The following is a 6,537-nucleotide window of genomic DNA, read 5'->3' on the forward strand; positions in this document are numbered from 1 at the left end:
GCCAGCAGATCCGGCTGCAAGAGCCGGTGCAAATGCACCACCACAAACTTCATCTCGGCATCATCGACGGTGCGCTGTGCGGCGGCGCGCCATGCCTTTTCGGCGCTGGCATAATTCGGAAACACGCCGACCATCTCGATCGAATCGAGATCGTCAAAGTCGAGGCCGCGCGGGTCGGATACGCGACCGCCGAAGACGAGGTGAAGCTTGCTCATGAAATTCTGGTCCCGATAGGCATGACGGTCCATCCCTTCATAGGGGCGGCACGCGCGTTCGGGAACCTTTCCCGAAAAGATTAGGCTTTGGGTTTCGCTTTTTTCGCAGCAGGCTTTTTCGTGGCGGGCGCAGCCTCGGGCGCAGCGGGTTGCGCCTTCGCAGCGGCGACAGCGGCGGTCCCTGCGGTGGCAAGCGTCCGCACCACGCCACCGAGCATCTTGCCGACCTGATCGCGCGCCGCAGTGCGCGTGAAGCCCAGCACGTCGAGTTCGGCCTTGGCGGTGTCCTTCGCCGCATCGAACGCGCCGCGCGTCGTATCGCTGATCCGTTTTCCGACTGGTGCGAGCAACTTCGCTTCATGCTCGCTGCGCGGCAGGAACGCGCCGAGCAACACGCCAAGCGCGACGCCGCCTGCGAGCACGCCGACCGGATTGGCCTCGATGCCTTCGGCGGTCTTGCGCGCGAGATCGCGCGCCGTGTCCGACGTCGCTGCGATCGCCTTGGAAGCAGAGATGCGCGTCGTGGCAGGTTTCGCTTCGGTCATTTCGAGGATCCTCGTTGGGGGGAAGGGGTGCGTGCGCGCGCCGGGGTAGGGCCACGTCGCCGCAACAGGCGCGCGATCTGATGTCGCGCCAGGAACAGGCCGAGCAGCGTCACGGCGAGCCCGACGTGCAGCGGTTTGCGTCTGGCGGTGTCGGCAAGGCCGTTCAGGGCGTCGATCCCCCGCACTTTGAGGGTTTTTGCGACGTCCTGTGCCAAGGCCTGCGGCGTGGCGCGGCGTTGCAACGCGCCGATCGTCGTCGAAAGGCGCGCGCGGGCAGCGTCGGACCGCGCCTGCGCCAGCGCGAGCCGCGTTCCGATCGCGCGTCCGGTCACGGTGCTTCCTCCGATACACCGAACAGCAATTTGAAATGCCGCATCGCCAGCCATCCGAGCAGTGTCGAAACCAGTATGAGCGTCCCCGCCACGATCGCGGTTGCCCCCGCCGGACCGACCAAGGGCGCGAGCACCATCAGCACGCCAACGACCAGCGCCGTTATCGCGACCGACCCGGTCGCCACAGCGGCAAGCAACAACAGGACGCCATTACGCGCCTCATCGATCCGCGCGACAACCTTCGCCTTCTGCAACTCGATCTCGGCACGGGCGAGGTGCTCGGCATCGGCCAGCGCGCGCGAAAGCAGCGACGCGATATTCTCGTCATCGCCCGGTGTGTCGCGCGCCGCGTCGTCCATCACTACCCCCCGGCGATCCGGCTCAGGACTTGTCGTCGGTGTCGGCCGCCAAGCCCGACTGGATCAGCCGCACCAGCACGAAGCCAATCGCGGCTGCCGTGCCAATCGCAATCGCCGGGCTCTTCTGGACGAAGCCGCGTGCGTCTTCGATCAGATCGTCGAGTTCCTTGGCCTTCAGTCCTTCGGAGAAGCCCGCGACCTTGTCGGCGGCGGTGCGCGCATATTGGCCGTATTGCTCGCCGAGTTTTTCATCGACGGTGCCCGCGGCGTCGTTGATCATCTTAACGATCTCGTCGAGCGCGCCGCCGGCACGGGCCTTGCCGTCCTCGGCATAGGTCTTGGCGCGTTCAACCGCGTCCTTGCCGATCTTGGCCGCGCTATCCTTGAACAGCTGCGAGGCAGTGACGCCGGCTTTGACGGTTTCGTCTGCAGCGGTGCGTGCGGCGTCGGCGGCAGCGTCGAGATGTTCGGTCGTGGTCGATGCGTTCGCGGATTCGGGGGTGGTAGCCATGACAAGCGCCCTTCGTTGATGATCCAAAACACGTAACCGGTAAGCGCCTGCCCTAGTTCCCATGTCCCAACGAATTGCGGGCACGGGACTTAGCCGATAGAGGCACGCGCAGACCTGTGTCGGACAGTTAGAAGGATCGTTCCATGACCGCAATCATCGACATTCACGCGCGTACGATCCTCGACAGCCGCGGCAACCCGACGGTCGAGGTCGAGGTGATGCTCGAAGACGGCAGTTTCGGCCGCGCAGCCGTGCCTTCGGGGGCGTCGACCGGGGCGCATGAAGCGGTCGAAAAGCGCGACGGTGACAAGAGCCGCTGGGGTGGCAAGGGCGTGCAAAGCGCGGTCGATGCGGTCAATGGCGAGATTGCCGATGCGATCGCGGGCCTCGAAGCCGAGGATCAGCGCGAAATCGATGCGACGATGATCGAGCTCGATGGGACTGAGAATAAGAGCCGACTCGGCGCGAATGCGATCCTCGGGGTCAGCCTTGCGGTCGCAAAGGCGGCGGCGGATGCGCGCACGCTGCCGCTCTACCGCTATGTCGGTGGCGTTTCGGCGCATGTGCTGCCGGTGCCGATGATGAACATCATCAATGGCGGTGAACATGCCGACAATCCGATCGATTTTCAGGAATTCATGATCGTGCCGGTCGGCGCAAGCTCGATGATTGAAGCGGTGCGTTGCGGGTCGGAAATTTTCCACACGCTGAAAAAGGCGTTGCACGACAAGGGCCTGGCGACCTCGGTCGGTGACGAAGGCGGCTTCGCGCCGAACATCGCCTCGACCAACGAAGCGATCGAATTCATCCTGCGCTCGATCGAAACGGCGGGCTACACCCCCGGTGACGACGTGATGCTCGCGCTCGATTGCGCCGCGACCGAATTCTACAAGAAGGGACGTTACGAAATCTCGGGCGAGGGCAAGAGCCTGTCGAGCCACGAAATGGCCGAATATCTCGCCGACCTGACTCGGCGTTATCCGATCTTTTCGATCGAGGACGGCATGAGCGAGGACGATTGGGAGGGCTGGAAGGCGCTGACCGACATGGTCGGCGACAAGGTCCAGCTCGTTGGCGACGATTTGTTCGTGACCAATCCCAAGCGGCTGAAGCGCGGGATTGAGGGCGGCTATGCCAATTCGTTGCTGGTCAAGGTTAACCAGATCGGTACGCTCACCGAAACGCTCGAAGCCGTTTCGATGGCGCAACGGGCGGGCTATACTGCGGTGATGTCGCATCGCTCGGGCGAGACTGAGGACTCGACCATCGCCGATCTGGCGGTTGCGACCAATTGCGGGCAGATCAAGACGGGCAGCCTCGCGCGCTCCGACCGGCTCGCCAAATACAACCAGCTGATCCGGATCGAGGAGGAACTGGAGGGTGCTGCGGTTTATGCCGGACGCTCTGTCATGAGAATTTAACCAACGTAGAAATACGGGCTTGATCCGCGAGTCGCGATGCGCGAAAGTCGCATCCGTGGCCAAGAAACGCTCAACTCTCCGCACGATGCTCCGCCGCGCGATCGCGCCGGCGGCATTGTTGATCGTTGGCGTGTTCTTCGGCGGCTATGCGATTTTCGGGCCGAACGGCGCGCTGGCCTACGGCGATATCGAGCGGCAATTGACGGTGAAGCAGCGTGAGCTTGCGATGCTCGACAAGAGCCGGGCGGATTTGAAGAACCGCGTGGCCTTGCTCGACCCACGCCATGCCGACCCGGACATGGTCGAGGAACTTGCGCTCAAGAACCTCGGCGTGGTGCATAAAGACGATATGATCGTCCCGCTGACCGACAAGAAATAGCCGCGCAAATCTAGATTGGGCGTCCCCGCTTCCGCGGGGACGCCAAAAGTCGGTTTCGGCTCCTACCGTCCCAGGAACGTCAGTAAATCCTTCGTGAAGCGGTCGCGCTCGGTCACGGTGAAACCGTGCGGCGCGCCGTCATATTCGACGAGTTGCGCTTGCCCGATCCCGCGGGCGGCGACGCGACCGCTCAGGTCGATCGGGACGATGTCATCGGCAGTGCCGTGAACGATCAGCGTGGGCACGCCGAAGGCGGGCAGATCGCCGCGAAAATCGGTGTGACCGAGGGATTTGACGCATTCGAGTGTACCGCGCAGCCCGGCCTGCATCGCGATGTTCCATGCCCATTGCACCGTTTCCGGCCCAACCTGTGGCCCGGTGCCGCCAATGCCGAAAAAGGTCTTGAGGAAGCCCGCGAAAAAGCCGGGGCGATCAGCCGCAATGCCGGCGAGCATCCCCTCGAACACTTCGGGCGGCGCGCCGTTGGGGTTGTCGTCGGCCTTCGATAGATACGGCACGACCGACCCGATCAGCCCGGCCGCGACCAGGCCCTTGCCGGCGTGGCGGCTCATGTAGCGCGCGACTTCGCCGCCGCCCATCGAGAAGCCGACGATGGTCGCGTCCGACGTTGCGCCGGTCTGCTCCAGCACGTCGGCGAGATCGTCCGACAGCGTATCGTAATCATAGCCGTTCCACGGCTGACCCGAGCGCCCGAAGCCGCGACGATCATAAGCGATCGCGCGGAAGCCGGCGTTGGCCAGCGCCAGCGCCTGCGCATCCCAGCTGTCGGCGCTGAGCGGCCAGCCATGGATCAGGACGACCGGGCGACCTTCGCCCCAATCCTTGACGTAGAGATCGGTACCGTCGCGAGTTTTGATGTAGGGCATGGGAGTGCTCCGTATTGGCGGGATCGTTCCGGCTCAACGATACGGTCGCCGCCGCGTTCCCGCCAGTTGGCGCGCAACGCCCGCCCGCTGGGCTGGCGCGATCCGTCGCAAACTGCCAGCGTCGCGCCATAACGAATCGAGGGAGCAGGTATGCGTTCAGTTTTGTTGGCCGGGATCGCCGCTCTGGCGCTGGCGTCATGCGCGTCCGCCCCGCCCGAACCGAAGGGCTCGATGGCCCCGCTCGCCGTTCTGCCAACGACCGACTGGAAGAGCTTCCGCGATACCTTCATCGAGGATTGGTTCAAGGTGTCGCCCGCCGATGCGGTGTATCAGGGCCGGCACGATTTCGATGGCGGGCTGGGTGACTGGACGCCGGGCGGGCTCAAGCGGCAAGGTGCCTTCCTGCGCGAGGCGATCGACAAGGCCAAGGCATTCGATGCGGCCAAGCTGAGCAAGGACGAAGCTTTCGAGCGCGATTATCTGGTGACGGTCGCGTCGGGCAAATTGTTCTGGCTTGAGGATGCCGATTTCCCGCACAAGAATCCGGCCTGGTATGTGAATGCCGGGCTTGATCCCAACGTCTATATCGCGCGCAACTATGCCGATACGCCGACGCGGATGCGCGCGATCGTCACCTTCATGCGCAAGATTCCCGTTGCCGCCGCGCAGATCAAGGCGAACCTCAAGACGCCGATGCCGCTCAGCTACATCAATTTCGGCGTCGCCGCGTTTAACGGCTTCGGCGATTATTATACCGGCGACGCGAAAAAGGCGTTTGCCACGGTGAAGAGCCCCGCCTTGCAGGAGGAGTTCGACAAGGCCGCGATTGTCGCGTCGCAGGCAATGCACGATCTGGCGGCGCATCTGGAGAAGCAGCGCCCGAGCGCGACGCAGGACTTCGCGCTGGGGGCAGAGCGTTTCGCGCGGATGGTCAAGCTGACCGAGGGCGTTGATGTGCCACTCGCCACGCTCGAGGCGGCGGGGAAGGCCGATTTGCTCCGCAACCAGAAGGCGCTGGCCGAGGCGTGCGGGCAGTTCGCGCCGGGCGCGACGGTCCCGGCGTGCATGGCCAAGATGAACGCCAATAAGCCCGCCAATAACGATCCGGTCGCCGAGGCGCGCAAGCAAATCCCCGAACTGCGGGCGTTCGTGCTCGCCAACGACGTCGTGACGATCCCCGATCAGGAGCAAGCTTTGGTCGAGGAAAGCCCGCCCTATAACCGGCAGAACAGCGCCTATATCGATCCGCCCGGGCCGTTCGAGAAGGGCATTCCGTCGGTCTATTACATCTCGCCGCCGGACCCATCGTGGAGCAAGGCCGAGCAGGACGGGTTCATCCCCGGCAAGATGGATTTGCTGTTCACCTCGGTCCACGAAGTGATGCCGGGACATTTCCTGCAATTCCGCCACGCCAATGCCTCGCCCTCGCTCTTCGGGCGATTGTTCGTCGGCTATGCCTTTGCAGAGGGGTGGGCGCATTATGCCGAGGAAATGATGTGGGAAGCCGGGCTGCATAAGGGGGATGCGGAAACGCATGTCGGGCAGCTGTCGAACGCGCTGCTGCGCAATTGCCGCTATCTGTCGGCGATCGGGCTGCACAGCGGCACGATGACGCAGGAGCAATCGCGGAAAATGTTCGTCGAGCAATGCTATCAGGACGAGGGCAACGCCAAGCAGCAATCGGCGCGCGGGACGTACGATCCGGCCTATCTCAACTATACGATGGGCAAATTGATGATCCGCAAGCTGCGCGAGGATTGGACCGCGACGCATGGCGGGCGCGGCTCGTGGAAGGCGTTCCACGACGAATTCCTGCGTTATGGCGGGCCGCCGATCCCGCTGGTGCGAAAAGCCATGCTGGGCGGGGACGGGAAAGCGGTGTTCTGAG

The 6,537-nt window shown here is 63.8% G+C and carries 9 protein-coding genes; 3 read left to right on the forward strand and 6 right to left on the reverse strand.

The genetic code is table 11. The features are described 5' to 3' along the window. The 5 genes from ABWP09_RS07215 to ABWP09_RS07235 form a co-directional block, all read right to left on the reverse strand. Positions 1-215 (reverse strand): DUF4170 domain-containing protein (locus tag ABWP09_RS07215; RefSeq protein WP_353204471.1); only part of this gene is annotated, 215 nt, incomplete at its 3' end. Between the two features lie 80 nt (positions 216-295). Next, positions 296-760 carry a hypothetical protein gene (locus ABWP09_RS07220; protein WP_353204472.1) on the reverse strand — a complete coding sequence of 155 codons (465 nt, stop codon included), beginning with the start codon at positions 758-760 and terminating at the stop codon, positions 296-298. Further along, positions 757-1,092, reverse strand: a complete 336-nt coding sequence (locus ABWP09_RS07225) for a hypothetical protein (protein ID WP_353204473.1) — start codon at positions 1,090-1,092, stop codon at positions 757-759. The genes ABWP09_RS07220 and ABWP09_RS07225 overlap by 4 nt, the downstream gene beginning before the upstream one ends. Continuing rightward, positions 1,089-1,451: a phage holin family protein gene (locus ABWP09_RS07230; protein ID WP_353204474.1), complete on the reverse strand. Its 363-nt coding sequence runs from the start codon at positions 1,449-1,451 to the stop codon at positions 1,089-1,091. Before ABWP09_RS07230 ends, ABWP09_RS07225 begins: the two co-directional genes overlap by 4 nt. Before the next feature lie 22 nt (positions 1,452-1,473). Further along, positions 1,474-1,962 carry a hypothetical protein gene (locus tag ABWP09_RS07235; protein ID WP_353204475.1) on the reverse strand — a complete coding sequence of 163 codons (489 nt, stop codon included), beginning with the start codon at positions 1,960-1,962 and terminating at the stop codon, positions 1,474-1,476. Between the two features lie 143 nt (positions 1,963-2,105). On the opposite strand from ABWP09_RS07235, the gene eno reads away from it, so the two are divergent. Both eno and ABWP09_RS07245 read left to right on the forward strand, forming a co-directional pair. Then, positions 2,106-3,383, forward strand: coding sequence for a phosphopyruvate hydratase (gene eno, locus ABWP09_RS07240; protein ID WP_353204476.1), 1,278 nt, complete (start codon positions 2,106-2,108; stop codon positions 3,381-3,383). A gap of 85 nt (positions 3,384-3,468) precedes the next feature. Beyond that, the gene (locus ABWP09_RS07245; protein WP_502959773.1) at positions 3,469-3,762 is read left to right on the forward strand and encodes an FtsB family cell division protein; all 294 of its coding nucleotides are present in this window, start codon (positions 3,469-3,471) and stop codon (positions 3,760-3,762) included. Positions 3,763-3,824: 62 nt separating this feature from the next. On the opposite strand, the gene ABWP09_RS07250 is transcribed toward ABWP09_RS07245, so the two are convergent. Next, a complete protein-coding gene (locus ABWP09_RS07250; protein ID WP_353204478.1) occupies positions 3,825-4,649 on the reverse strand; it encodes an alpha/beta fold hydrolase in 825 nt (274 codons plus the stop codon). 150 nt (positions 4,650-4,799) lie between these two features. Between ABWP09_RS07250 and ABWP09_RS07255 the strand changes: the two genes are divergently transcribed. Further along, positions 4,800-6,536, forward strand: a complete 1,737-nt coding sequence (locus ABWP09_RS07255) for a DUF885 domain-containing protein (RefSeq protein ID WP_353204479.1) — start codon at positions 4,800-4,802, stop codon at positions 6,534-6,536. The last annotated feature ends 1 nt before the right edge of the window (position 6,537 follow it).

Source organism: Sphingomonas sp., assembly GCF_040398505.1.
In the GTDB taxonomy this organism is placed as follows: Bacteria; Pseudomonadota; Alphaproteobacteria; order Sphingomonadales; family Sphingomonadaceae; genus Sphingomonas.

What these genes read in the sequence shown, in the direction of transcription:
- ABWP09_RS07235 (WP_353204475.1), bottom strand. Translation starts at nt 1,962, where the DNA reads ATGGCTACCACCCCCGAATCCGCGAACGCATCGACCACGACCGAACAT.
- ABWP09_RS07245 (WP_502959773.1), top strand. Translation starts at nt 3,469, where the DNA reads ATGCTCCGCCGCGCGATCGCGCCGGCGGCATTGTTGATCGTTGGCGTG.
- ABWP09_RS07220 (WP_353204472.1), bottom strand. Translation starts at nt 760, where the DNA reads ATGACCGAAGCGAAACCTGCCACGACGCGCATCTCTGCTTCCAAGGCG.
- ABWP09_RS07250 (WP_353204478.1), bottom strand. Translation starts at nt 4,649, where the DNA reads ATGCCCTACATCAAAACTCGCGACGGTACCGATCTCTACGTCAAGGAT.
- eno (WP_353204476.1), top strand. Translation starts at nt 2,106, where the DNA reads ATGACCGCAATCATCGACATTCACGCGCGTACGATCCTCGACAGCCGC.
- ABWP09_RS07230 (WP_353204474.1), bottom strand. Translation starts at nt 1,451, where the DNA reads ATGGACGACGCGGCGCGCGACACACCGGGCGATGACGAGAATATCGCG.
- ABWP09_RS07255 (WP_353204479.1), top strand. Translation starts at nt 4,800, where the DNA reads ATGCGTTCAGTTTTGTTGGCCGGGATCGCCGCTCTGGCGCTGGCGTCA.